This is a genomic window from Candidatus Chryseopegocella kryptomonas, from assembly GCF_001536065.1.
GTDB lineage: Bacteria > Bacteroidota > Ignavibacteria > Kryptoniales > Kryptoniaceae > Kryptonium > Kryptonium kryptomonas.
The window spans coordinates 114,987-139,719 of record NZ_CZVW01000003.1 but is presented as its reverse complement, the minus strand read 5'-3'; the positions used below and the strand labels follow the sequence as shown (position 1 = coordinate 139,719).

The 24,733-nt window shown below is 36.0% G+C and carries 27 protein-coding genes and 2 tRNA genes; 12 read left to right on the top strand and 17 right to left on the bottom strand.

All coding sequences use genetic code 11. The annotated features are described in order from the left end of the window. Window positions 1-154 precede the first annotated feature (154 nt). Genes cdd through AWW83_RS02125 form a run of 3 tightly spaced genes read left to right on the top strand, consistent with a single transcriptional unit; the run spans window position 155 to window position 2,529 of the window. Window positions 155-565, top strand: coding sequence for a cytidine deaminase (gene cdd / locus AWW83_RS02135; RefSeq protein WP_092347732.1), 411 nt, complete (start codon window positions 155-157; stop codon window positions 563-565). Between the two features lie 2 nt (window positions 566-567). Continuing rightward, window positions 568-1,152 carry a thymidine kinase gene (locus AWW83_RS02130; protein WP_092347751.1) on the top strand — a complete coding sequence of 195 codons (585 nt, stop codon included), beginning with the start codon at window positions 568-570 and terminating at the stop codon, window positions 1,150-1,152. Between the two features lie 21 nt (window positions 1,153-1,173). Beyond that, window positions 1,174-2,529 (top strand): NupC/NupG family nucleoside CNT transporter, encoded by a 1,356-nt coding sequence (locus AWW83_RS02125; RefSeq protein WP_092347729.1) that lies wholly within the window; start codon window positions 1,174-1,176, stop codon window positions 2,527-2,529. On the opposite strand, the gene AWW83_RS02120 is transcribed toward AWW83_RS02125, so the two are convergent. From AWW83_RS02120 to AWW83_RS02110, 3 genes are all read right to left on the bottom strand, one after another. After that, a complete protein-coding gene (locus AWW83_RS02120) occupies window positions 2,526-3,191 on the bottom strand; it encodes a site-2 protease family protein (protein WP_092347726.1) in 666 nt (221 codons plus the stop codon). The genes AWW83_RS02125 and AWW83_RS02120 overlap by 4 nt on opposite strands. A 30-nt stretch (window positions 3,192-3,221) precedes the next feature. Further along, window positions 3,222-3,662: a DUF5618 family protein gene (locus AWW83_RS02115; RefSeq protein ID WP_092347723.1), complete on the bottom strand. Its 441-nt coding sequence runs from the start codon at window positions 3,660-3,662 to the stop codon at window positions 3,222-3,224. Between the two features lie 34 nt (window positions 3,663-3,696). Then, window positions 3,697-3,783: transfer RNA gene (locus AWW83_RS02110), tRNA-Leu, on the bottom strand. A gap of 154 nt (window positions 3,784-3,937) precedes the next feature. On the opposite strand from AWW83_RS02110, the gene AWW83_RS02105 reads away from it, so the two are divergent. Beyond that, window positions 3,938-4,771, top strand: a complete 834-nt coding sequence (locus AWW83_RS02105) for a menaquinone biosynthesis family protein (RefSeq protein ID WP_092347720.1) — start codon at window positions 3,938-3,940, stop codon at window positions 4,769-4,771. A gap of 25 nt (window positions 4,772-4,796) precedes the next feature. Continuing rightward, window positions 4,797-5,981 (top strand): anhydro-N-acetylmuramic acid kinase, encoded by a 1,185-nt coding sequence (locus AWW83_RS02100; protein ID WP_092347717.1) that lies wholly within the window; start codon window positions 4,797-4,799, stop codon window positions 5,979-5,981. Here AWW83_RS02100 and AWW83_RS02095 read toward each other — a convergent pair. Next, complete coding sequence (locus AWW83_RS02095; protein ID WP_092347714.1) at window positions 5,978-7,009, bottom strand: glycosyltransferase family 2 protein; 1,032 nt, start codon at window positions 7,007-7,009, stop codon at window positions 5,978-5,980. The two genes, AWW83_RS02100 and AWW83_RS02095, sit on opposite strands and share 4 nt — an antisense overlap. Before the next feature lie 223 nt (window positions 7,010-7,232). Here AWW83_RS02095 and AWW83_RS02090 point away from each other — a divergent pair, with 223 nt between their 5' ends. Next, window positions 7,233-8,351, top strand: a complete 1,119-nt coding sequence (locus tag AWW83_RS02090; protein ID WP_092347710.1) for an ABC transporter ATP-binding protein — start codon at window positions 7,233-7,235, stop codon at window positions 8,349-8,351. Then, window positions 8,348-9,223 carry an ABC transporter permease gene (locus AWW83_RS02085; RefSeq protein WP_234697225.1) on the top strand — a complete coding sequence of 292 codons (876 nt, stop codon included), beginning with the start codon at window positions 8,348-8,350 and terminating at the stop codon, window positions 9,221-9,223. The genes AWW83_RS02090 and AWW83_RS02085 overlap by 4 nt, the downstream gene beginning before the upstream one ends. Window position 9,224: 1 nt before the next feature. On the opposite strand, the gene purS is transcribed toward AWW83_RS02085, so the two are convergent. From purS to AWW83_RS02065, 4 genes are read right to left on the bottom strand one after another with little or no spacing between them, the layout of a single operon-like run. Next, window positions 9,225-9,467 carry a phosphoribosylformylglycinamidine synthase subunit PurS gene (purS, locus tag AWW83_RS02080; protein WP_092347707.1) on the bottom strand — a complete coding sequence of 81 codons (243 nt, stop codon included), beginning with the start codon at window positions 9,465-9,467 and terminating at the stop codon, window positions 9,225-9,227. Window positions 9,468-9,486: 19 nt separating this feature from the next. Beyond that, complete coding sequence (gene pssA / locus AWW83_RS02075; RefSeq protein WP_092347703.1) at window positions 9,487-10,269, bottom strand: CDP-diacylglycerol--serine O-phosphatidyltransferase; 783 nt, start codon at window positions 10,267-10,269, stop codon at window positions 9,487-9,489. A gap of 6 nt (window positions 10,270-10,275) precedes the next feature. Continuing rightward, entirely contained in the window at window positions 10,276-10,947 is a 672-nt protein-coding gene (locus AWW83_RS02070; protein WP_234697224.1) for a phosphatidylserine decarboxylase family protein, read from the bottom strand. After that, on the bottom strand, window positions 10,947-11,672 hold the full coding sequence (locus AWW83_RS02065) for a phosphoribosylaminoimidazolesuccinocarboxamide synthase (protein ID WP_092347700.1): 726 nt from the start codon (window positions 11,670-11,672) through the stop codon (window positions 10,947-10,949). The genes AWW83_RS02070 and AWW83_RS02065 overlap by 1 nt, the downstream gene beginning before the upstream one ends. 115 nt (window positions 11,673-11,787) lie before the next feature. Here AWW83_RS02065 and AWW83_RS02060 point away from each other — a divergent pair. Further along, window positions 11,788-11,877 (top strand) — tRNA-Ser (locus AWW83_RS02060). A gap of 2 nt (window positions 11,878-11,879) precedes the next feature. Here AWW83_RS02060 and AWW83_RS02055 read toward each other — a convergent pair. Together AWW83_RS02055 and AWW83_RS02050 are read right to left on the bottom strand one after the other, a co-directional pair. Beyond that, complete coding sequence (locus AWW83_RS02055) at window positions 11,880-12,350, bottom strand: aminoacyl-tRNA deacylase (RefSeq protein ID WP_092347697.1); 471 nt, start codon at window positions 12,348-12,350, stop codon at window positions 11,880-11,882. A gap of 95 nt (window positions 12,351-12,445) precedes the next feature. After that, window positions 12,446-14,191 (bottom strand): lytic transglycosylase domain-containing protein, encoded by a 1,746-nt coding sequence (locus tag AWW83_RS02050; RefSeq protein ID WP_143713861.1) that lies wholly within the window; start codon window positions 14,189-14,191, stop codon window positions 12,446-12,448. A 157-nt stretch (window positions 14,192-14,348) separates the two neighbouring features. Between AWW83_RS02050 and hemE the strand changes: the two genes are divergently transcribed. The 4 genes from hemE (at window position 14,349) to AWW83_RS02030 (ending at window position 18,322) form a co-directional block, all read left to right on the top strand. Further along, entirely contained in the window at window positions 14,349-15,401 is a 1,053-nt protein-coding gene (hemE, locus tag AWW83_RS02045) for a uroporphyrinogen decarboxylase (RefSeq protein WP_234697223.1), read from the top strand. Between the two features lie 7 nt (window positions 15,402-15,408). Then, a complete protein-coding gene (gene hemN / locus AWW83_RS02040) occupies window positions 15,409-16,794 on the top strand; it encodes an oxygen-independent coproporphyrinogen III oxidase (protein WP_092347742.1) in 1,386 nt (461 codons plus the stop codon). 78 nt (window positions 16,795-16,872) lie between these two features. Then, complete coding sequence (locus AWW83_RS02035; protein WP_143713860.1) at window positions 16,873-17,661, top strand: tetratricopeptide repeat protein; 789 nt, start codon at window positions 16,873-16,875, stop codon at window positions 17,659-17,661. A 76-nt stretch (window positions 17,662-17,737) separates the two neighbouring features. Beyond that, window positions 17,738-18,322, top strand: a complete 585-nt coding sequence (locus tag AWW83_RS02030; RefSeq protein WP_092347685.1) for a carboxymuconolactone decarboxylase family protein — start codon at window positions 17,738-17,740, stop codon at window positions 18,320-18,322. A 3-nt stretch (window positions 18,323-18,325) separates the two neighbouring features. On the opposite strand, the gene AWW83_RS02025 is transcribed toward AWW83_RS02030, so the two are convergent. The 7 genes from AWW83_RS02025 to AWW83_RS01995 all read right to left on the bottom strand — a co-directional run bounded on the left by AWW83_RS02025 (window position 18,326) and on the right by AWW83_RS01995 (window position 24,726). After that, a complete protein-coding gene (locus AWW83_RS02025; RefSeq protein ID WP_092347682.1) occupies window positions 18,326-18,784 on the bottom strand; it encodes a QcrA and Rieske domain-containing protein in 459 nt (152 codons plus the stop codon). Then, a complete protein-coding gene (locus tag AWW83_RS02020) occupies window positions 18,771-19,328 on the bottom strand; it encodes a DedA family protein (protein WP_092347679.1) in 558 nt (185 codons plus the stop codon). Before AWW83_RS02020 ends, AWW83_RS02025 begins: the two co-directional genes overlap by 14 nt. Further along, window positions 19,325-19,879 carry an HD domain-containing protein gene (locus AWW83_RS02015; protein ID WP_092347676.1) on the bottom strand — a complete coding sequence of 185 codons (555 nt, stop codon included), beginning with the start codon at window positions 19,877-19,879 and terminating at the stop codon, window positions 19,325-19,327. Before AWW83_RS02015 ends, AWW83_RS02020 begins: the two co-directional genes overlap by 4 nt. A 3-nt stretch (window positions 19,880-19,882) precedes the next feature. Further along, window positions 19,883-20,773: an NAD(+)/NADH kinase gene (locus tag AWW83_RS02010; protein WP_092347673.1), complete on the bottom strand. Its 891-nt coding sequence runs from the start codon at window positions 20,771-20,773 to the stop codon at window positions 19,883-19,885. Window positions 20,774-20,791: 18 nt separating this feature from the next. Beyond that, window positions 20,792-21,085, bottom strand: a complete 294-nt coding sequence (locus AWW83_RS02005; protein ID WP_092347670.1) for a DUF1844 domain-containing protein — start codon at window positions 21,083-21,085, stop codon at window positions 20,792-20,794. Between the two features lie 354 nt (window positions 21,086-21,439). After that, window positions 21,440-23,917 (bottom strand): DNA internalization-related competence protein ComEC/Rec2, encoded by a 2,478-nt coding sequence (locus AWW83_RS02000; protein WP_092347667.1) that lies wholly within the window; start codon window positions 23,915-23,917, stop codon window positions 21,440-21,442. Further along, a complete protein-coding gene (locus AWW83_RS01995) occupies window positions 23,914-24,726 on the bottom strand; it encodes a DUF481 domain-containing protein (protein WP_092347664.1) in 813 nt (270 codons plus the stop codon). Before AWW83_RS01995 ends, AWW83_RS02000 begins: the two co-directional genes overlap by 4 nt. Between the last annotated feature and the right edge of the window lie 7 nt (window positions 24,727-24,733).

The window sequence follows — 24,733 nt, the reverse complement described above, 5'->3', positions numbered from 1 at the left end:
CGCTCTAACGAGCACCCCCTCTCTATTTCATAGAGAGGGGGGAAGGGGGGTGAGTCATCAACTATAGAGAGGGGGCTGGGGGTGAGTAAATTGATTTTATCCGCAACTTTGAATATATTTTAACTTGCATTCAAAAATTAAACAGAATTTTTTGATGAACAGAGATGAACTGATCAAACTTGCAAATGAAGCAAAGAAATTTGCCCACGCTCCATATTCAAAGTTCAAAGTTGGTGCTGCAATTCTCACAGAAGATGGGGATGTCTTCACAGGTTGCAACATTGAAAATAGTTCTTACTCATTGACAATATGTGCTGAAAGAGTTGCAATTTTCAAAGCAATTTCATCTGGAAAGAAAAAATTTAAATCAATTGCGATCGTTTCCGACTCAAAAAATTATATTTCACCTTGTGGCGCCTGCAGGCAGGTTCTTATGGATCTTGCTGGTGGGGAACTTGAAGTTATCTTAACGAATTCATCGGGTAAGAAAAAAGTTGTAAAACTTTCACAACTTCTTCCATTTCCATTTACTTCAACCGATCTTAAAAAGAAAAAGGAGAAATGAAAATGGACATAACAGAGTTTGAAAAAATTCCACAGGGAACACGGGGAACCGGCTGGATTGAAGTAATCGCGGGAAGTATGTTTAGCGGAAAAACTGAGGAATTGATAAGAAGAATAAGAAGGGCTCAAATTGCAAAGTTAAAAGTTGCTGTTTTCAAACCGAGGATTGACACTCGTTATAGCGTTGATCGTATAGTTTCGCACAGCGATATTTCAATTCCATCAATAGTCGTTGATAATGCAAAGCAAATTCTTGAACTTGCCAAAGATGCGCAAGTTGTCGGTATTGATGAAGCGCAGTTTTTTGATATGGACCTTGTTGATGTGTGCGAGCAACTTGCAAATGAGGGAAAAAGAGTCATAGTTGCTGGGCTTGATCAAGATTATAGAGGTAAACCATTTGAACCTATGCCACAACTTCTTGCAATTGCGGAATATATAACTAAAACTCACGCAATATGCGTTGTCTGCGGTAACCCGGCAAGCAAAACACAAAGAAAAATAAAAACAGGTGAAAGAATCGTCGTCGGTGCATCCGACATCTACGAAGCAAGATGCAGAAGATGTTTTGAACCACCTGAAGAATAAAAACCAAAAACGGAGCTATTGATGAAATTACTCTCCCTTCTCAATGGTCTTTTGGGGATGGCGGTAATAGTTGGAATTGCATTTTTAATCTCAAACAACAAAAGAAAAGTTAACTGGCGACTTGTTATATCCGGACTTTTAATTCAAATTGTTTTCGCAGTTTTCATTTTAAAAGGAAGAGAACTTGCAAATCTTTGGTCGCCACTTGGATGGCCAAAAATTTTGTTTGAATGGATAAGCAAAGCGTTCGTTGTAATCCTTGGCTTTACAATTGAAGGGGCAAAATTCGTTTTCGGCGATTTAGCAATTAGCCCAGGGCAAAATAATTCGCTTGGATTTTTCTTCGCTTTCCAGGTTTTGCCAACCATTATTTTCTTTTCGTCTCTTATGTCGGTTTTATATTTTCTTGGAATTATGCAAAGGGTTGTTCAAGCTATGGCTTGGGTTATGCTTCGCCTTATGGGAACAAGTGGAGCTGAGAGTTTATCCTGCACTGCAAATATATTCGTCGGTCAAACGGAAGCGCCGCTTATGGTGAGACCATTTATCGCAATGATGACGATGTCTGAACTTCTTGCTGTAATGGTCGGAGGTATGGCAACAATTGCTGGTGGTGTTATGGCTGCTTATGTCCAGATGCTTGGTTATTCATTTGCACAGGCACATAATCTTGATATAATGACTGCACAGGTTAAATTTGCAGAACAACTTCTAGGTGCAAGCGTAATGGCTGCACCTGCTGCACTTGTTATGGCAAAAATTATGTGGCCTGAAACAGAAGAACCTGTTACAAAGGGAACTGTGAAAGTAAAAATTGAAAAAACAGCACAAAATGTAATTGAAGCTGCTGCCGAAGGTGCTTCAAATGGACTTCATCTTGCTTTAAATGTTGGTGCGATGTTAATTGCTTTCATCGCTTTAATTGCAATGACAAATTGGGGACTTGAAAAAATTGGAACTATAGGCGGACTTAATGATTTTCTCATCAAAAAATTTGGAATGCCCCTTAAACTTGAACTAATTTTCGGGCTTGTGCTTCAATATATCGGTATTGCAATCGGAATCCCGTGGAGCGACGCTTTAAATTTTGGAAGTTTGCTCGGGACAAAAATTGTCCTAAACGAATTTGTCGCTTATTTAAAATTTTCAGAATTAATCGCACAAAATAAAATTGTCCTTGAAAAAACGATCACGATGACTACATTTGCACTTTGCGGATTTGCTAACTTTTCATCAATTGCAATTCAAATTGGTGGAATAAGCCCGATGGCTCCAAATAGGAGAGCAGACCTTGCTCGCCTTGGTTTAAGAGCAGTCGCAGGTGGAACACTTGCAAATCTTATGACTGCAACAATAGCAGGTGTTCTCGTAGGTTAAGCGAAAACATTTATTAAAAATTCTATCGGCGTCGCTATTGCTCTGACTATTGAAAAGAAAAGATGTGAAAAAGCAGGAACACGCATTAAAAATATCACGATGAAAATTCCAAAAAATCCAATTTGCCTGTAACTTTCACTTAATCTATCTGGCAAAATTGAACTGAGAATGTGTGAACCATCAAGCGGTGGGATTGGAATTAGATTAAAAACGCCAAGGACAATGTTAAGATAAATTCCGCTATAAAACATTTTAACAAGAAACTCATAAGCAAATCTCACAAAATCTGAATTGAACGAATTAAAAAATCCTTCAAGATTCAAAAGCACAATCACTGCAAAAGCACAGCAAAGAGCAAGAAATAAATTTGAAACAGGACCGACTGCGGAAACCAGAATTGAATCTCTTTTATAGTTTTTGAAGTTGAGTGGATTTATTGGAACGGGTTTTGCCCACGCTATGAAGACACGACCTGCAACAAGAAGTGAAAACAGCGGAACAAGAATTGAACCAAATAAATCTATGTGTGGAACTGGATTAAGTGTTAACCTTCCCATATACTTTGCTGTTGGATCACCGCATTTTAAAGCAATATAACCGTGCATTACTTCGTGAACCACGACGCTAAAGAGTAAAATCGGAATTATGTAAAGCGTTTCCATAACAAAAACGAATTTTTGTTTTTTAAATTCTCATCTTGACTCGTCTCTAAGATACTTTTCTGCAATCTCAATCATTTTCTCAACTTTTTCAAAACCGCTATCTATCGCTTTTTTATCCCTGAGCTCGCGGTAATATCCAGAGACATGCAAAATTATATACGCATTGTCAAGCAAATTCAACAGCACATCTTGGTCTTTTCCGATGTTAAGTTTTTTCAGAAGTTCAGTGTAAGCATTTACATTTTTAAGTTTTTGAATTGCGCTTTTTTCATCAACAAGTTTAAACTTCATAAAAATTGCTTTCAACGCTTCAAGTCCAGCAAGATAAGCAGTTCCACTTGCAATTGAGACATGTTTTAAATCTTTATAAATTCCTGATTTTGTATCAATTCCTGCCTTTTTAAGCTCCTCTTTTGCATTCCTCAAAAGTCGTTTTGCATACGAAATTTTTTCCTTAGCGAGATTTTGCATAAGCGGTTTAGAAAAAATTTTAAAAAAGAGGGAGTGCCGAAGGTGGGAGTCGAACCCACACGGGGTTTTGAGCCCCACGGGATTTTGAGTCCCGCGCGTCTTCCAGTTCCGCCACTTCGGCATTTGCAGTTTAAATATAAAAATTGCAGAGGATTTTTGCAAGTTTTAAATCTATCCACATTAGTTGTAAAAAAGTTGCGTTTATAAGTTTTGTTTTAATAAATTCACTTTGATTTAAACTTAACGAGCAAATTTAAAAACAAAAAAGCAAAAAAATGCCAAAAATAACAATTGCACATAGCCCGGACTCAGACGACGCTTTTATGTTCTACGCACTTGTAAACAATAAAATTAACACCGGTGATATTGAATTCTTAAATGTTTTGAGCGATATTGAAACATTGAATCGCAAAGCATTTGAATCCGTCTATGATGTCACCGCAATTTCTTTCCACGCTTATGCTTATATCTCGGACAGATACATTCTTCTTCCGTGTGGCGCAAGCATGGGCATCGGTTATGGTCCAATAGTTGTTGCAAAGAGAGAAATTCCTCCATCGGAGTTAAAGAACTTAACAATCGGCGTTCCGGGGACATTGACGAGCGCTTTTTTGATTCTAAAAATTTTTGAGCCGAATGTAAATTATAAAGTTATTCAATTTGACAAAATAATTGATTCGGTTTTAAACGGAGAAGTTGACGCTGGGCTTTTGATACACGAAGGACAATTGACTTATTCAAATTCTGGGCTTGTTAAAATAATTGACCTCGGTAAATGGTGGTTTGAACAAACAGGTTTACCTCTGCCACTTGGCGGAAATGCGATAAAAAGAGAACTTGGGGATAAATTGATAAAACAAGTTGCTAAATATCTTTATGAGAGCATAAAATATGCGCTCCAAAACAGAAATGAAGCGCTTGGATACGCACTTAAATTTGCTCGTGATATGGATGATAAACTTGCTGATAAATTTGTCGGTATGTATGTTAATGAACTTACACTTGATTATGGCGAGGAAGGAAGAAAAGCAGTGCAATTGTTTCTTGATATGGGATATGAGCGTGGTTTGATACCGCACAAAGTTAAAGTTGAATTCGCAGAATATTGATTTTTTAAACAAAATCAATTTTCATATGATTGAAAAACTTCTCAAATTGAAAGAAAAAAATCCGAAAATAATCGTCGGTCTAATGTCGGGGACATCGGCGGATGGAATTGATGTTGCTGTTGTGAAAGTTTATAACAGCGGAACCAAGACAAAAGTTGAGACGCTCGGATGGAAAACATTTGCGTTTGATGAAGGGTTAAAGAAAATGATTTTAAGAAATTCACAACCTGAAACGAGTAAAGTTGATGAAATTTGCAGATTAAATTTTCTGCTTGCTCAAATTTATGTTGATTCAATTTTTAAAACACTTGATGAACTTGGGATTAAACCGTCGGAAGTTGATTTAATCGGCTCACACGGTCAAACGATTCAACATCTTCCAAACGAAGTTGAAATTTTTGGCTACAAAGTCAAAGCGACGCTTCAAATAGGTGATCCCGGAGTGATAGCAAAACTTTCGGGGATTCCGACGGTTGGAAATTTTAGAGTCGGAGATGTCGCTCTTGGTGGTGAAGGGGCTCCGCTTGTCCCATATTTTGATTATCTTGTTTTCAGATCAAACAAGTTAAACAGATTAGTTCTTAACATAGGCGGAATTGCTAATTTCACGATCTTGAAGAAAAATTGCGATGTTGAAGATGTTTTTGCATTTGACACCGGACCCGGAAATATGGTTGTTGATTCACTTATGAAATTGTTCTTTGATAGAGAATTTGATGAAAACGGAGAAATAGCCCAGAAGGGAAAAGTTTCAGATGACCTGCTTCAAAAAATGGCACAACATCCTTTTATAAATAAAAAGCCACCAAAATCAACGGGAAGAGAAGAATTTGGCTCTAACTTTGTCAATCAAATTTTGAAATGGTCTGAAGAACTTTCTCTATCCCCCGAAGATATAATTGCAACCGCAACCGAATTCACAGTTTACGCAATTTATAAAAACTATGAAAATTTTGTCAAACCAAATGTTGAAGTTGATGAGATAATCGTAAGTGGTGGGGGAGCGAGAAATAAATTTATGATGTGGGCGCTTGAAAGGTATTTCAATGTTCCCGTTAAATTTACCGATGAATTTGGAATTTCATCCGATGCAAAAGAAGCAATTTGTTTTGCTGTTTTAGCAAATGAAACCATTTCGGGAAATCCATCAAATATAAAATCTGTCACGGGCGCACGAGAAAGAACCGTTCTCGGCGGAATTTACTTCTAAAAGTTTAACTCTGAAAATTTGTTTTTCCCCTTGATGAAATGCTCAATTACGATGCTCTTTTTAAAAATTAATTTACTGTTAACTTTTTTCCGCTTTATCTTTTTTCTGGTTTCAATTCTTTTGCGAATCCACTTTGGCTGACCTAAAATGAAAACGATGTGTGCTTTTATCACCGCTAAAAAATCTCCAAATTTGCCTTTAAAAAGAAATAATATCGCAGAAATTAAGTCAAACAGCATGCGAATCGGAATTATAACCAGTGCATTTAAGGTGTCAAGATTTTTTTCAAGCATAATTAAACTATTCCTGTAATTTAGAAAAGTTTTCCATGGGTTTGTTTTCGGTAGAGTTCCGCCACCGACATGATAGACGACACTTTGCGGAATGCAAAAAATTTTGTAGCCATTTAAATTTGCCCTCCAACACCAGTCAATTTCTTCCATATGTGCAAAGAAGTCCTCGTCAAGCAGACCAATTTCATCAAAAAATTTTCTCCTTACAACCATACAGGCGCCTGTTGCCCAGAAAACTTGTTTTATATCATCATATTGACCGTAATCTTCTTCACAGTGTGAAAAAATTCTGCCACGACAGAAAGGATAGCCCAAAATGTCAATGAATCCACCGCAGGCACCAGCGTATTCAAACTTGTTTCTTTCAAAAAAAGATAAAATTTTTGGCTGACACGCAAAAACATCCTGATTCTCTTCCATAAAATTTATGATCGGGGTGAGCCAGTTTGAGGGAACTTCTATGTCAGAGTTTAGAAGAATTATATAATCACCATCTGCAAATTGAAACGAGCGATTATATCCACCGCAAAAACCATAATTTTTATCAAATTGAACGATTTTGACACCTTGAAAATTATTTCTCACAAATTCAACGCTTCCATCTTTTGAGCCGTTGTCTGCGACGATAACTTCAAAATTCGGATAATTTGTGCTAATTACAGACGGAAGAAATTTTTCAAGAAAATTTTTCGTGTTCCAGTTCAGGATGATAATGCTAACTCTGGGATAACTCATCAAGTGAAGTTTTTAATAAAATTTAAGTTGAACGGGGTGTAAAATCAAAAATTGAAATTTCAACTTGAACTGCATCCGCAAAAACTTGATTTTTTCCGAAAAGATTTTATATTTATTTACAAAAGAAATCGCACGAAGCCATGACCGAAACAAAGAGAAACATATTTGAACTTGTCAGAAGCAATATAATAAATCCACTAAAATTGGAGGGAACTTAGTAGAGATGGAGAAAGTGGCTTCATCTATTGAACAAGCCCTGATTGAAATTCAGGGCGTAAGCAAATCCTTCGGCAATGTTAAAGTTCTTAACAATATCTCTCTTTCCATAAATAAAGGGGAATTTTTCTCGCTCCTTGGTCCAAGCGGTTGCGGTAAGACAACGCTTTTGAGAATTATAGCTGGCTTTGAAAAACCAGATTCAGGCAGAATCATAATTGACGGGGTGGATTATACCGATGCCCCGCCTTATAGAAGACCGGTGAATATGGTTTTCCAGAATTATGCTCTCTTCCCGCACTTGAATGTTTTTGAAAATGTTGCATTCGGATTAAAATATCAAAATTTGAGCAAGTTTGAGATAAAGAAAAAAGTTTTAGAGGCGCTTGAGCTCGTGCAATTGTCGGGATTTGAAAATAGAAAACCATCTGAATTAAGCGGTGGGCAAAAACAAAGAGTTGCACTCGCAAGAGCTCTCGTCCTGAAACCTAAAGTTTTGCTCCTTGATGAACCGCTCAATGCACTTGATCCGAAACTTAGAAAAGAGATGCAAATTGAGCTTAAAAAATTACAGCATAACATTGGGATAACTTTCATATTTGTCACGCACGATCAGGAAGAAGCACTTTCAATTTCGGATAGAATTGCGGTCATAAACAATGGACAGATTGAACAGGTGGGCACTGGATATGAGATATTTGAAAGACCGAGAACGGAATTTGTTGCTAATTTTATGGGAGCAAGAAATTTATTCAATGCAATTTTGCATCGCCTGGGCAAACATATTTTTGAAGTTGAACTTCCAAATCTTGTCAAGTTCAGAATTTCAATGAATGATGAAAAGATAAAACCAATTCCGGACGAATTTAAATTTGTCGTAAGACCTGAAAAAATTTTTATAAGAAAAACTCCTTTGAAAAATTCATCCTTTGTTTCAGTTCCAGCAACCGTTGAATCAAAACTTTACTATGGCGCATCAACGAGTTGGATTTTGAGGGCAAATGGATTTTTGATCTTTGTTGAAGAGCAAAATAGAGATGTTAAGTTCAGGCAGGATTTTTATCCGGGTGAAAAAGTTTACGCTGTCTGGGAGAAAAGAAACATAGTTTTTCTTGAAACAAGGTGAAGGGGAAAATCTACTGGTTGTTTCTCGTTCCGTCCGCTTTCATTCTAATTGTGTTCTTTCTTTTTCCGCTTTTGATAATGTTTTATTATAGTTTTCTTCAACGGGGAGTTTATGGCGGATTTGAACCGATTGAAAATGTTAAAGAGTATATTTTTAATTTTATCTGGCTGAAAAATTACATTCGTGTTTTTGATCCGCTTTACATTCCGATTTACATCCGCTCGCTTTACATTGCTTTTTTGACAACTTTAATTTGTCTTTTGCTCGGTTATCCCGTCGCATATTATATCGCTTTCAAAGTCAAACCAGAGCGAAAAATTTTGTATCTGTTTTTTATCATCGTTCCTTTGTGGACAAGTTTTTTGATAAGAACATATGCGTGGATTTTAATTTTGAGAGATGAAGGTTTGATAAATTTGCTTTTGATGAAAATTGGTGTGATAGATAAACCTTTGCCTTTGCTTTATAATGAGTTTTCAGTTTTGCTCGGTCTTGTATATGGTGAATTGCCTTTTATGATTTTGCCAATTTATGCATCGCTTGAAAGAATTGATATAAGTTTAATTGAAGCATCAAAAGATCTTGGTGCAAATGAATTTGCAACTTTAAAGCGTGTGATTTTGCCATTGACATTTCCGGGTATAATTGTTGGGGTTGTGATAGTTTTTATCCCGACGCTTGGATCGTTTATCGTGTCTGACTTGCTCGGTGGTGCGAAAAGTATGCTTATTGGAAATTTGATACAGAATCAATTTATGATCGCACGTGATAAACCATTTGGCTCTGCGATTGCTTTTGTGTTAAGTGCTTTCGTCCTTTTGTTGCTTTACATATACAGAAAATTTTTGGGCGGGAAATTTGAAGTTTTGTGAATTATTCAATCGTAAAATAGTATTCCTCGGTTACAGGGTTGGTGAGTATCTTTTTACAAATTTCGTCAACAAGTTCTTTTGCCTTTTCTTTATCGTCAGTGTTTAAATAGATTTCAAAAAACTTTCCCGACCTTAATTTTTCAATTCCTTTGTAACCGAGCGTTTCAAGCGCGTGATGAATTGTTTTACCTTGCGGGTCAAGGATTGTATCCTTCAACTTTACAATTACTTTCGCTTTGAGCATTTTCAAAAATTTTTAAATATCAAAATTGAAAATCATCAGGAAGCGGGTTGTTTTCGTCTTCATCTTGATAATTTGTTGTTCCAGCAAGACCGAGTGCTGGCTTAAATGTGTTAATAAGTGATCTTATCGCTCCGAACAGGATGAAGATGACAAACCACGGGAAAATTATTTTCCCTTTTGTTATGATTGCAAGGATAAGACCAAGATAAAAGTAGAGAAATTTTATTGGTGATTGTTTTATTGATTTTAAAGAAAGTTTCGGAATCGTGTCGTATTTAATTGAACTCACCATAAGTAATGAAAGTGCGATGACCATCGGGATCAGGGCATATTTTTCAAGATTTGTCATTCCGCTTTCGCTGTTGTAAAACAAAATTATGTAAGACGCAACGGTTGAAGCGGAAGATGGGATAGGCAAACCTTTGAAAAATTCTTTATCAAATCCAACAAGTTCAACATTAAATCTTGCAAGACGCATCGCTCCAAAGATCATAAGAAGTGAACTCAAGAAAATTCCAATTTCTCCAAATTCGTGAAAATAAAATTTATAAACGAGAATTGAAGGTGCAACTCCAAACGAAATCACATCCGCAAGTGAATCAAGCTCAACTCCAAATTCACTTGCTGATTTTGTCAATCTTGCCATCGCTCCATCAAGTGAGTCAAATATAGCAGCTAAAATTATAAACCAAGCAGATTGAATATATGCTTCGTTCATTGCGTTTAAAATTGCAAGAAATCCAGAAATCATGTTTAAAACTGTAAACAAACTCGGGACAAATATAAACTTATTTCTTTTCATCTAACCTCACCTCTTGATTTTTGCAATTATTGTTTCTCCTGCTTTTACTTTTTGACCTTCCGAGACGAGAAGATCAACTTTATCTTTTGGCATTATCACATCAACCCTTGAACCAAACTTTATCATTCCATATCTTTGTCCGGTTTTCACTTTATCACCTTTTTCAACATCACAGACGATTCTCCTTGCTATAAAGCCAGCAATTTGTTTAACCATAATTTTTAGTCCGTCCTTCGTCTCTATTCCGATTATCTTTCTTTCGTTATTTTCGGAAGATTTTTCGTCAAAAGCAACAATATATTTGCCCGGGACATATTTTAAAAATTTTACTTCTCCGCCTATCGGAATTCTATTTACATGGACATTTAACGGCGACATAAAGATGCTAACTTGAACTGCATTGTCAAAGATAAATTCGTTTTCAAAAAATTCACGAATTAAGAAAACTTTTCCATCAGCTGGCGAAATTATCAAGTCATCTCCTTCCGGTGTTATTCGTTCAGGATCTCTAAAGAAAAAAAGTGTAAAGGCGATTAAAAGCACTAAAAGAAAAACGATCGGAGCTTTTATAAAAACAGGTTTGATAAAAAACGATAAAATTATCAAAACCAAAGAAACCCCAGTGATCCAGATTACAGTTGAAACTCCATACTTTGCTATCAATCTCACATTCCCCATTATGTTGAGATACGCCTTAAAATTTCCGAATAACTTTCACGTATATTTCCAAGATTCAATCGTACTCTTTCAAAGTCAAGCGGTTCATCTGTGTCCATGTCCCATATTCTGCAGGTTCGTGGAGATATTTCATCTCCAAGGACGATATCATCGCCGAGAACTCCGAATTCAAATCTCGCATCAACGAATTTCAAATTTCTTCTCTCAAAGAAAGAACGCAAGATGGCATTAATTTTTGATGCAGTTCTTGTCATCACTGCAATTTCCTCGGGCGTTGATATGTGAAGCGCATAAATATGATATTCATTCACGAATGGATATTGCGATGTGTTGTTTTTATAGTAAAGCTCAATTACCGGTTGATCAAGAACAGTTCCTTTCGGTATCCCGAACCTGTCGCAAAAGTTTCCAGCTGCTATGTTTCGCACAACAACTTTTATTGGGATCATATTAAGCTTTCTCACGAGCATTGAACTTTCATCAACTGGCTTGATATAATGTGTCAGGATGTTGAAATCGCGAAGAAACTCAAATAAAATTGTTGATATTTTATTTCTCAATTCACCGTGTCCTTTCATTTTAAACACAGTTCCGTTTCTCAAAGTTATTGTATCCTTGAATTTCATTATCAAGCAGTTTTCCTCTTCCGATGTGTAAAATTTTTTGTTGTTTCCTTCAAAAACCAGTTCAGGTGTAAATACCTGAATCTTGTTTCTTTTGAGCATAATTGCTTTTGGCGTTAAAGTTTTATCAAAATAATGATAAAAAAAACGCTGTTAAAAAACAAATTTGCAGAGGTTGTTTCTTTCGCTGTGTTTTTTTAAATTTAAATGCAATTTGGGAGGGGTGCCGGAGTGGATGATCGGGGCGGTCTCGAAAACCGCTATCCCGCTAAAAGCGGGATCGTGGGTTCGAATCCCACCCCCTCCGCACTATAAATGTTCGCTTATATCTCCAAAAACAGGATTTACAAGCCGAATGTAATCTTCCATTTTCATCTTAACAACATCGTTATGTGTCCCTCCATTGAAACTTATCTCGTCAATGGATTTGAATTTTTCGTCCATATAAACTGGCACATTATACAAATTCCCGAATGGTGGCATCGCTCCGGTTTCGCAATCGGGGAATAAACTTCTGAATTCGTCTTCAGTTGCAAGCTTCAAATCTCCAACATTTAAAACTTTCTTCGCTTTCTCAAAATTAATTTTGTGATCAGAAGGTATTACAAGCATAAAAAAATTTCCATCGGATTTAACAATCACACATTTTGCAAATTCTTTGCCTTTGATGTGAACGCTTGCAGCAATTTCTTGTGATGTGAAAGCAGTTGAATGAACTATCGTAATATACTTTACCCCGTTTGAGTCAAGATAATTTTTTAATCTTTCACATATCGGCATGGTTTAACCTCCTTAAATTATTTTTTGCTTTTCAGGAGGTCAGGGTTTAGCATGAGTTCAACTCATTTTAAAAATACTTTGAATTATTCAAAAAATCAATCGCTTCCCCCGACGCTTGACGAATTCGTGTAAATGATAATTTTTTGCCCTTCCCTTATCAAGCTACCCCGAATTCCGTTCCATCTTTTCAAGTCAGCGATCTTGACATTGTATCTTTCTGCGATTACGCTCAAAGTGTCACCTTTCTTAACACGATAAATTATTTTGTTCCCATTTAATTCGCTCGTATTTTTCACAGCATATTTTTTGCTTCTTGATGTTGGTTTTTCGTATGAGGAATAATATCGTGTGCCGGAAATATCCGGTATCAAAATCACCTGTCCAACTCGTAAAGATCTTGGATTTACTTTCGGATTAAAACTGTAAAGAATATCAAGTGGGACTCCGTATTTCCTTGCGATTTTATTTAATGTTTCTCCTCTTTTAACTGTGTGAATTATGAAATTTTTCTTTTCATCTTCTGGCAGAGATTGATAATTGGCGATGAAAATTTCTTTTTTGCCTTTTGGAATTCTCAAAGTGTATTTATGCGGTGGCGTATATCCGCGAATTAACTCTGGATTTAATTCAAGGATTGTCTCAATATCTGTTTCGGCGCATTCGGCAATTTTTTTAAGATTTACGCTTGCATCAACTATGACTTCGTCAAATTCAACAGGATTGTCAATTATCTCGGGTGGTTTAAATCCATATTTTTCTGGTTCAAGTGCAATTAATGTCGCTGCTATATACTGCGGGACATAGTTTCTTGTTTCGCGTGGCAAATATCTTCTTATTTTCCAAAAATCAGTTTCACCAGATTTTCTTATCGCTCTTTGGACTTTACCTGCTCCAGAATTATACGCAGCTATTGCAAGATACCAATCTCCAAACAACTCGTAAAGGTCTTTGAGATGTTGAGCAGCTGCACGTGTTGATTTTTCGGGGTTTCTTCTTTCGTCATACCACCAATTTGCTTCAAGACCGTATAATTTCCCTGTCCCTTTGATAAATTGCCAAATTCCAACTGCCCTCGCTCTTGAAATTGCAAATGGACTTACACCGCTTTCAATCATGCAAAGATAAATTAATTCTTCTGGAAGGTTATATTCTGAAAAGATTCGCTTAAACATCGGCATATACTTTCCAATTCTGCTAAGCCACAACTCCATAAAATATCTTCCATCATTCTGGAAATAATCAAGGTAAATTTGAACATAGTCATTTATTACAAGTGGGATTGTCGTTTTAAGTTTTGGGATTTGCTCAATTTCAATTTTCTGACTTGTTGTGTCAACTAATTCTGCAACTTGATTGAGTTTATCCTGAATGTTTGAGATGTATTCTTGTAAAGGTAATCCATGAAACAGGGAATCAAATTTTGCGATGTAATTTTGGTAGAAGGATAAAATTTTAGCGCTTAAAATTTCAAAATCTTTACTCAATTCAACTTCGCTTGTTCTTGAAACTTCGTCAAGTTTTTCCATCGCAGAGTGTATAACTTCAACTGCGGATATTGTATCGCCCTGTTTTATGTATGATAAAGCAAGTTCGTAATCTTTTTTCACTTCATTTAAAATTTTTGATGTTGTGAGAGAGTCATAAATCAATATGTCATTTTTGAGTGCATCTTTGCGTGGGGTTTGTTCTATCTTTGAAGTGTCAGCGTTGTTTGATGTAGTTGAATCGGGTATAGCGCAGATTGTGCTGTCTTGAATAACAAGGTTTTCTTTTATTGCGGAATTTTTAACACTGCAACCGATGGCAAATAAAAAAAGAAGTAGAAAGAACTTTTTATGCATCTCACCTCCGTGAATTTTTGAGTGTCTAATCGTTAAGATATTAATTTGAACTGACAAAATCAAGGTTTTGGGGGAAATTTTGATTTTTAAAGTCCCTCGTGTTATTTTTGAACTTGAAGATTGATTGAGATGCAAAACAAATATAAGTTCTGTGGAATTGAAAAACGATTTGTTTTTGAGAGCGTGCAGGCGTGAGAAGACCGAAAGAACCCCAATATGGATAATGCGACAGGCGGGAAGATACCTTCCCGAATATAGAAAAATTCGCCAGCGTTATGATTTTCTCACGATGATAAAAACACCTGAAATAGCTTCTGAGGTAACGATTCAACCGATTGAGATAATTGGAGTTGATGCGGGTATAATTTTCTCTGATATTCTTGTTTTGCCAGAAGCGATGGGTTTAAAACTTTACATTGATGAGGGCAAAGGACCAAGATTTGAAAAGCATATACAGAGTGAAGCTGAAATTGACAAACTTTTCATTCCTGACCCAACCGATAAACTTAAGTATGTTCTTGACGCAATAAAACTTACAAAGCGAAATATAGATGTTCCTTTAATCGGTTTTTCTGGTTCTCCGTGGACCTTGTTTGCTTATATGGTTGAATCCGAAAGTTTGAAAGATTTTAAGAATGCAAAAATTTTCATTTATTCAAAACCTGAACTTGCACATAAGCTTCTTGAAAAAATTTCAATTGCGGTCGCCGATTTTCTAATAGCGCAAATTGAATATGGAGCAGACGCAGTTCAGATATTTGACACTTGGGGCGGAATCCTTGGCTATGATGAGTTTAAAGAGTTTTCGTTGAAATATATTCGCATCGTGGTTGAAAAGGTCAAGGCAAGGTTTAACGGCAAAGTTCCAATTATTTTGTTTTCAAAAGGAACATGGCAATGGATTGATGAAATTATTAACACAGGTTGCGATGTCATAAGCATTGATTGGACATTTGACATATCGGAAGCGAGAAAAAGAAGTTTAGATTCTGTTTCTATTCAAGGGAATCTTGATCCTGTTGTTTTGCTTTCGGAGCCTGATGTTGTTGTTCGTGAGGCAGTGAAGATACTTGAAAGATACGGTGAAGGCGATGGGCATATTTTTAATCTCGGACACGGAATTTTGCCAGAAACGCCTGTTGAAAATGTGAAAATTCTCGTTCAAACTGTAAAAAGTGAAAGTCAGAAATATCACAAACAAAATTTTTAAAATTGTCATGAAGTTTGAAAATGTTGACATAGAACTTTTGAAGAAATATGATCGCCCTGGACCAAGATACACAAGTTATCCTCCTGCTCCAGCTTTTTCAAAAGATTTCGGTCCAGAAGATTATAAAAATGCGATAATTGAAAACAATCTTGCTAATTCAACTGCTGATCTTTCACTTTATTTCCACATTCCATTCTGCGATACATTATGTTATTTCTGCGGTTGCAATATGCTTGTGACACATAGAAGAGAAACGATAAGAAAATATCTTGACTATCTTGAACGTGAAATTGACATGGTTTGGAGGATGATTTCCCCGGGCAGAAAAGTGACGCAATTGCATTGGGGTGGAGGAACACCATCATATTTAAATCCAGATGAAATAAGAGAGCTTGGAAATTTCATAAATGAGAGATTTGAATATGTTGAAGATCCCGAAGTTGGAGTTGAAATTGATCCGCGTGGTTTAACATATGAGCATATGAAAGCGTTTCGCGAGGTTGGGTTTAACAGAATAAGTATGGGGGTTCAAGATTTTGATCCAAGAGTTCAAAAAGCAGTTAACAGAATTCAACCCGAAGAGATAACGAGGCAAGCGATTGATTGGTCTCGTGAGCTTGGATTTAAGAGCATAAATCTTGATCTAATTTATGGTTTGCCTTTTCAAACGCTTGATTCATTTGAGAAAACGATTGATAAAGTTATTGAGCTTTCGCCCGAGCGAATCGCAGTTTTTAACTTCGCTTATGTCCCATGGCTTAAACCTCATCAAAGAGTTATAAGAAAGGAAGATTTGCCATCTCCGGAAGTTAAGTTGAAAATTTTGAAAATGACTATAGAAAAACTCACCGATGCAGGTTATGTTTACATTGGTATGGATCACTTCGCAAAGCCGGATGATGAGCTTGCAATTGCTCAAAAAGAGAAAACGCTTTATAGGAACTTTCAAGGTTATTCAACACGAGCGGGTGCTGATCTTTATGCGTTTGGAATGTCAGCAATAAGTCAATTTCAAAACATTTACGCACAAAATTATAAAGAGTTGAAAGAATACTACGCAAGAATTGACGAAGGCAAATTCCCAACCGCAATAGGATATAAAATGACACAGGATGATGTGATACGAAAGCATGTGATAATGCGTTTGATGTGTGATATGGAATTAACAAAGAGTGAGGTTGAAGAAAAGTTTAACATAAAATTTGATGAGTATTTTGCAGATTCAATTCCGAAACTTCAAGAGTTTATTGATGATGGTCTTGTTGAGATGACTGGGGATAAAATAATTGTTACATTGATGGGGCGACTTGTTATAAGAAACATCGCAATGTGTTTTGATGCATACATTGATAAAATGATGAAGGAGAAGCCGATATTTTCAAGGACTGTGTAAATTTTAGTTCGCAAGTGGCTTGGGGCTCAAAACTATTGACTTTTAACAAAAAAAATCTTATAATTGCAAAAAGAAGAAATGAAAATTAAGGAGGTTGATCTTATGAAGAGAATTCTTTCGTTAGCAATCGTTTTAATTTCGGCTTTTTCTTTCGTTCTTGCACAGGGTGGAGATTCAATGAAGCCGGAGGTTGAAGCAGCAAAACTTTTCAACGAAGGAAATGCGCTTTTGAGGAGTGGGAATTACAAAGCTGCTATTGAGAAGTATGATCAGGCGTTGAAATTTCAGCAAGATCCAAAGTTTTATTACAACAAGGGTCTTGCTCACAAAGCTTTAAGGCAGAATGAGGAAGCAATCAATGCTTTTAAACAGGCAATAAATCTTAAACAGGATTTCGCCCCGGCTTATAATGCGATCGCTGGAATTTATCTTGTGCAGGGTGATTACGACAATGCAATTGAGAATTACAAAAAAGCGCTTGAATATGATAAAAAGCTTGACGCTGCTGTAAAGGGAATAGTTGAAGCTTTGATTGGGAAATCAAATTCTTTAATTCAGGCGGGGAAATTCCAAGAGGCGCTTGATTTACTTGTTCAAGCAACATCTTACAGACAGGATTATCCTAAAGTTTATGTGATGCTTGCGATCGTGTATAATAAACTTTCACAGCACGACAAGGCGGTTGAGTCGGCAAAGAAAGCGATTGAGTTAAATCCGAAGAGCGCTGATGCGTATTTTGAGCTTGGTATTGCCTACAAAAAACTTGGTCAGGTAGAGGAAGCGAAGAAGGCATTTCTTGAAGCCAAAAAAGACCCACGCCTTGCGAGAAATGCACAGTATGAACTTGATCTTTTGAAAGAACAATAAAACTGTGGATAATTTTGGAGTTAAGCCCGACCTTTACTTGGTCGGGTTTTTTTGTTTTTAAATTTTGGGGTGAATTATGAGTGATGATTTAAAATTTCTCGCAAGAATAGTTTCCGCTGTCTCGCTCGGGAAAGCGAGAAAGCTCAAAGATGAAATTTCAAAAGCTCTATCATCAGGTGTTGACCCTCAAAAAATTGAAGAAGCAATTTTGCAGTGTTATCTTTTTGCTGGTTTTCCAGCAGTGATAGAGGGTTTCACAGTGTTAAGAAAATTTACAAATGGAAATTCTGTTGCTTCTGAATATGATGTGGAAAAATTTTATTCAAATGGGATTGAAACATGCAAGAAAGTTTATGGGAAAAATTTTGAAAAACTCGTTCAAAATATGAAGTCGCTTCATCCGGAACTTTTTGAATGGATGATCATTGAAGGTTATGGCAAGGTTTTGAGCAGAGATATTTTAAGTTTAAAAGAGCGAGAACTTTTGAATGTTGCAATTTTAACATCGCTTGGCTGGAAAAGGCAACTCCTTTCGCATTTAAAAGGTGCTTTAAACACGGGGGCTGAATTCAAAGAGTTATCCAAGTTAATAGAAACAATCTCCGACATCTGCGGGAAAACAAAGATAAACAAAGCCAGAAAAATTATAAAGTTAATCTGAAAATCAAAAGTAAATTATCACTTCATTTGTATCGCTTTTATATTCCGTTCGGAAAGTAGTTAAGTTTTGTGTTGCTGGACCTTGAATAACTTTTCCATCTTTATCAAATTTTGAACCATGGCAAGGGCATTGAAATTGTTGTGATGAATTGATCCAATTCGTTGTGCAACCTTGATGTGTGCAAACCATTGACAGCGCTTTAAAGGTTGTTTGACCTGTGCGAAAAACAATTATCGGTGTTGAATTAACATTAAATGTTTTAAATCCACCAATTTGTGAAAGTTCTGGATTTTCGCTCAATTTTATCGTGAAAGTTGTCCCCTGAGGTGGTCTTACAGGGTTTGAATCTTCTTTTTGACAACCCTCAAATAATGTCAAAAAAGTTGAAGCGCTCATTGAGGCAATTAAAAATGAACCCGTAAGTTGAACAAATTGACGCCTTGATAATTTATCTTGCTTCATTTCTTTGCTCTCCTTTTTTTGTAATTTTTAACATCATTATGGTGAAAGCAATTCCAAGAAAAATTCCGAAAATCATCATTTGATGCCGTTGCAAATCAATAAAGTTTGAAACGACATTACCAGATATAACTCCAAGCGATGTAAAAGTTATAGCCCAGATTAAAGCACCTGCAAAGTTTAAAATTGAAAATTCAAAATGCGTTATATTTGACAGCCCAAATGCAACGGGTATTAAATTTCTTAATCCATAGACAAATCTTGAAAAAAGCAAGAGAAAGGTTTTGTATCTATTCATCAAGTTCGTTGCTTTTGCGAGTTTTTCTTTTAGATTTTGGGGGTCGGATAGAATAAATTTTGAGCCAAATTTTGAAAGTGTAAAGAAAATTTCTCCATTTATTGTTGAAAGAAATGTTGCAATTAAAGCGACATTCCAAAATTTGACCGCTCCTGTGTAAATCAAATGACCAGCTCCAAGCAATGCAACCTCACCTTGAAATATAATTCCAAGCGCAATGCCAATGTAAATTGTTAAGTTTGAGATCATAATCCTAATTTATCTGCGATTGATTTCATTGCGTCAATTACGAATTGAATATGTTCATCAAGCGGTATTCCAAGTTCTTCTGCGCCTTTGTAAATGTCGTTTCTATTTACAGACCTTGCGAATGCTTTATCTTTAAGTTTCTTTTTCACAGATTCAACCGTCACTTCTTCAAGTTTTTTATTTGGTCTTACGAGCGCAACGGCAGTTATAAAACCGCATAATTCATCGCAAGCGTATAAAACCTTCGCCATCAGAGTATCTCTTGGAACTCCTGTATAATCGGCGTGTCCGAGGATTGCTTTGCGTATATCTTCGGGATAACCTCTTTCTTCAAGGATTTTTGAGCCAACCCATGGATGTTGATCTGGGGTTGGGAACTTTTCATAATCAAAATCGTGAAGCAATCCGACGATCGCCCATTTTTCTTCATCTTCTCCAAATTTTCTCGCATAAGCTCTCATTGCTGCTTCAACAGCGAATGCATGTTTTCTTAGATTTTCGCTCTCGGTATATTCAAAAAGAAGTTTTAGAGCATCTTCATATGAAGGCATTTTTCACTCCTTGTTTTTTGTTTTTTCAATTCTTAAATCCATACCCCACATCAATTTTGAACGCAGAACATCAAAGTATGTCACTTCAAGACGTTTTACAAGTTTAATTTTATAATTTGCTTTTTTGACAATTATCTCAACCGGCGGTTTAAGTTTATGTTCAATTTGTCCATCTGCTGTGAGAAGAATTTCTCTGTCGTAAAATTCAATTTTAATTTTGATTATGCTATCATCTGGAATAACCACGGGTCTTGCTGTTAAGGTGTGTGGGCATATCGGGGTTAATGTTATAACATTGCTTGATGGTGTGACTATTGGACCACCAGCAGCAAGTGAATATGCTGTTGAGCCAGTTGGGGTTGATATTATCAATCCATCTGCCGTGTAAGTTATTAGATATTCGTCGTTTATGAATGTTTCAATATCAACTACACGAGTTGAGCCCGCTTTATCAATCACGATGTCATTTAATCCGAAATATGTTTCACTTTCACCTTTGACATTTGCTTCAAGAACCATTCTCTCTTCAATTCTGTATTTTCCTTCGCAAATTTTTTTGATGAAGTCAAAAACATCTTCGGGTGCAACCTCAGCAAGAAATCCGAGTTTTCCGAGGTTTACACCAAGTATTGGAATTTGAAGAGAGCCAACGAGCCGTGCTGTTGCAAGAATTGTTCCATCTCCACCGAAGGAGATTATCATATCCGAGTTTTTTAGGAGTTCATCTGTTGTGAGGACTTTTTCAATTTTGTGTGAAAATCTTTTTTCAATTCCATCTGCTATTTCTTTCTGTATGTAGAATTCTATTTTTTCTTTTTCAAGATTTTTTGATAGGTCAAGGACAGCCCCGTAAAGTGCTTCTTTTGCAAGGTTGCCTATTATTCCAAATTTCATCAGAAATGATTTGTTTATTTATGATTGGTTTTGTGGCGTTGGTTCGCTTCTTTGCTTTTTCTCGTTTTCAATCTCAAAGAAATAATTTATCTTCAATTGTGAGATTGAGTATTCAAGGAATCGTGATTCATCTTCCGTCAGGTTGCCTTTCGTTTTTTCTTTTAGCATATCAAGAAGTTCAATCGTTAATTTTGCTTCGTCAAGTTTCTTTTCAATTTTTCCAGTTATCGGATTTGGAATTTTTCCAAGTTGTTCCCATCCTTGCGTGTAAAGGATAAAGACAAGTTGTTCAAACAAAGTCATATCTTTCATAGTCGTTTTTCAACTTAATTTGCGACTTTATTTTTGATAATTTTAGCAAAATGAAAAGATAAAATCAAACATAATCACGAGAACTCACCCCCTAACCCCCTCTTTATTTGATTAGAATAACTCACCCCCTAACCCCCTCTCTATGTGATAGAGAGGGGGAATTAAAGGGGGTGAGTAAAAAAACTCACCCCCGTCCTTACGGACATCCCATCTCTATTTGATTAGAATAACTCACCCCCGCTCTAACGAGCACCCCCTCTCTATTTCATAGAGAGGGGGGAGGGGGTGAGTAAAAAAATTAACTTACCAACTTTCTATTCCGTAGAGAGGGGAAAGGGGGTGAGTAAGAGTGAGTTAAAAATTTTTTCTCCATTCAACTTTTTCAATATTTTTCGCATTTGATCTGAAAACACCTGCTCCTTCTTCGTCGGTTCTGTGAATTTTTGCTCCAACAAGTGCGTATCTTCGTAAAACAATGTCAGATGGATGATTGTATTTGTTATATTTCCCAACGGATATAACAGCCCATTGAGGTTTGACTTTTAAAACAAACGCTGGCGAACTGCTTGTCTCACTTCCGTGATGTCCAACTTTAATCCAATCGCTTTTCAAAAATGTATCATAAACTTTCAACATCGCTTCTTCTGCTTCTTTTTCAGCATCACCTGTTAAAAGAAACGATGTTTCGCCATATTGAATTTTTATCACCACTGATGAATTGTTTACACTGTGTCCAAGCCCGTATCTGTCTTCATTATCTTCGCTTTTAATAAAATTCGGTGTCGGATGTAAAACATAAATTCTTGCCACATCTGAAATTTCAATTTTATTCCCGGCTCGTGCGGTTATATGTCTTATTCCTTTTGACTGAATTAAATCAAGATATTTCCTGTAAATTGCAGAGTTATATTTCAAGCCATTGTCAATAACCATTCCGACATCAAATTTTTCAAGTATGTAGGGAATTCCGCCGATGTGGTCATTGTGTGGATGTGTTACGAGAATCGCATCAAGTTTTTTAATGCCTTTTTTCTTTAAAAATGGCTCAATTATTCTTTCGCCCGGGTCAAAGTTGAAAGTTTTATTTCCTCCGTCTATCAAAAGAGTTTTTCCATCTGGAAATTTAGCAAAAATCGCATCGCCCTGACCGACATCAAGAACCGTTATCTCAAAGTCCGAACTTTGCGATGAAAATTTAGCCGATGTTAATTCAGAGATTACACCATTTGGAGCAAAGTAAATGTAAAGATTTGCCAAAATTAACAATGCGAAAATTATTCTCTTCATCGTGTTTTGAAATTTTATTTTTGAAAACGCAAGAAAGAAGATTAAAGCAACCACAATGTAAATAGCAACCTCTTTCCCAACATCAATGTAAGCAAACGGAATTTGTGCAAAAAATTTAGAAAAAGAAATTGTTAATTTTAAAATGAACCAAAGAGAATTCGCAAATGTTTGAGCGATAAAATTTGAAATCGGGTAAAACAAGAACATAGCAAAACCAAGTGGAACTGCCATTCCGACGAGAGGAACTATGAAAACATTTGCGATGATTGAGATAAATGAAATTTTGTTGAAATATGTGATTGTAAATGGAAGCGTGAGAATTTGTGCACTCAATGAAACAATCGCAAGAGATAAAATTTTTGAGAAATGCCCACGATTTAAAAATGTTAAGTTCTTTGAAAAAAATTTAAAAATGCGTGGGTAAAAATAGACGATGGAGGCAACGGCAGAAAACGAAAGTTGAAATCCAGGATGAAAAATTTGTTTTGAATCAAAGAATAAAATTATAATTGCAGAGACGCCAAGCATGTTAAAAACATCAACTCTTCTTTCAATCGCCATTCCTGTTAAAATTATTGATGCCATAATAACTGCTCTCACAACCGAAGGAGGCAAACCAACAACAAAAGCATAGACAAACAAGGCAATTATCGTCAGGATAACTCTCAAGGATAGTCCAACTCTTAAAAAACTCGTCAAAGCGAAAAACATCGTCGTTATTATCCCAACATGAAGCCCCGAGACAGCGAGAATGTGATAAGTTCCTGTGTTAATGAAGTATTGTCTTATATCTTTTGATATTTCACCACGATAACCAAGCGTTAAACCTTTGATGAAAGATGCTTCCTGCTCGGGTAAAAGTTCATCTGCGATTTTTAATCCGACTTTTCGGATTTTAAACGCAAAACTTTTTAATGTTTCAATTGGCTCTGAAATTCTTGGTTTGAATTTTTCAACTATCTTGATATGGCTCAATGTGTAAGATAGGAAAACTGCGTCAATGTCGTTGATTTTAAGGTATCTTGCGAAGTCAAATTCTTCTGGATTTCTTGATTTTATCGGCTCTTTTAAAATCCCAATTAGTTGAATTTTATCTCCATAGTTTAAATCTTGAAGTGTGTCAAGCGGTGATTTTCCTCTTCGGATTGACACGAAAACATCGCCAAAAACATTTGCACTGTAATTTTCGGAGAAAATTTTTTGAGCGGAGATTACAAAATTTGTTCTGTCTTTTTTTACTTCAAGAGGTGAGATGATCTTGCCTTGAATTTTTACAATTGCGGTATCGTTGGCGAAATTAACGATTGAATTTTGAAGTTGAAATTTTGAGTCGGAAAGATACTTTAACGCACCAACGATGAGAACAAGAAGATAAAACGATAGAAATTTTGGAGTGTTAAGTTTAAAAATCAAAAATCCAAAATAAAGCGCAGTCAAAAGCGAAAACAAAAAAATCAAAATTTCAAATTTTAAATCAAAGAAGTATTGGATTAGAATTCCCGATGCAAGAGCAAGCGAAAATTTTAAAGCAGGTCTTCTTCTCACACAGAAATTGAAATTCCTATGTTAAAAATTTTATCAGCTGGTTTTGCAAGTATCAATTTACCTGTCGGTTTTCCTGTTTCTCCTATCTCTGGGATCATCCTCGGTTTGTTGTCGTAATTTAGTGTAAAGTTAAAGCTCACAGCGAGGCGATTTGTGATTTTAAAATTTAGATAAGTTTGCGAGTTTATCCTGTAATTTTCAAACTGTTGAAAATCAACGAAGCAATTTGCATTGTTCCCAAATTTTATGTTTTTGTTGAAGATTATCTCAAATTCAGGTTTTAGAAGTGCAAAGAAAATTTCATCATCGGAGCTTCCAGAGACGACGAGATTATCTTTTGAGTAATCAACGCCAAGTCCAATTTTAAGTTTTAGGGTATCAACATTGTAAAAGAAATTATACCCAGCTCCTAATTGAACATTTCTCCTTGACCAGTAGCCACGAAATTTATTCCCGGATAATCCAGTTGAGATGAAAAGATAACTTTTTCTTTTGTCCGTCGTGAACCAGTCAATTCTTGTTGAAATAGTCCAATTATTTGTCGTCTCAATCCTTGGACCATTTCCGTATTTTGATGTCCCGTATGCGAGATTAAATTTTGTGTAGTAGATAAATCTCTCAAAAGGCTTTTTTATGTCTGAGTCAATTGTCAAGATTCTCGTGTCTGAGTTTCCCGCTGTGAGCGTAAATCCGAGAGTTGTTTGTAGTTGAAGCGGTTGTGATTTTGGTTTTTGAATTTGATCAGGTTCGTCCATTGAAAAAAGCAATGTCGTTGTAATTAAAACGATAACGAAAAATTTTTTATGCATTTTGAAA